Source organism: Paraburkholderia sp. Ac-20347 (genome assembly GCF_017104805.1).
Classification (GTDB): domain Bacteria; phylum Pseudomonadota; class Gammaproteobacteria; order Burkholderiales; family Burkholderiaceae; genus Paraburkholderia; species Paraburkholderia tropica.
This window is the reverse complement of record NZ_JAAGPN010000639.1, coordinates 1-670: the sequence shown is the minus strand read 5'-3', so window position 1 is coordinate 670 and position 670 is coordinate 1. Positions and strand designations below refer to the sequence as shown.

General features: G+C 73.3%; 1 pseudogene. It reads right to left on the bottom strand.

The features are described from left to right. A pseudogene (locus G3N97_RS39165) lies at positions 1 to 648 on the bottom strand (DUF3416 domain-containing protein); the annotation flags it as partial. Positions 649 to 670: the final 22 nt, after the last annotated feature.

The window sequence follows — 670 nt, the reverse complement described above, 5'->3', positions numbered from 1 at the left end:
GTTCACGCGCACCGGCGCGGCGAGCGCGGGATTGACGAGCGTGAGGAGCGCTTCGCCCGCGTCGCGCAGATCGGCGTGATCGCCGCGCAGCAACGCGGCGACCGGCGCGCCGGGGCCGTTGAGCGCGCGCAGCTCGCCATTGGTCTGAAGGATGAAGGTCTCGCGCTGCAAGGCGTTCGCGTGCGCGATGTCGGCCGAAAGATCGAACGGTCCGCGCGCTTTCATGTCCTGCCAGCTCAGCGCCTGCGTGCGTGCACCGTAGTCGTGCGCGTGCGGATCGCCGTGGCCGCTGGCTTCCTCCACGCCGTATTCGAAGCCCATCGGCACGAGCCAGCCGGTGCCGGTGGCCGCCGCCGTGCGCAGCATGCGGCGGTAGGCGCGCTCGACCGCACGCGCGTCGGTGGCGCCGTCGAGATCGTGGATGAAGCGCGTGCCGTACGGCGCTTCGGGAAACGCGATCGGCGAGCCCACGCGGCGCACCACGTCGTGCTCCTCGACCATCCAGCTCGACGAGAAGTCCCACCAGCGCAGCGAGGTGAACGCGGCGTCGAAGCCAGCGTGCTCGAGTTGCGCGATCGCGTCCCGCGCGAGCCCGGGCGTGCCGGCGAGCCAGCGCGTTTGTGCCCGGCTCCCCCCCCCCCCCTCCACCCCCCCCCCCCCCCCCCCCCCC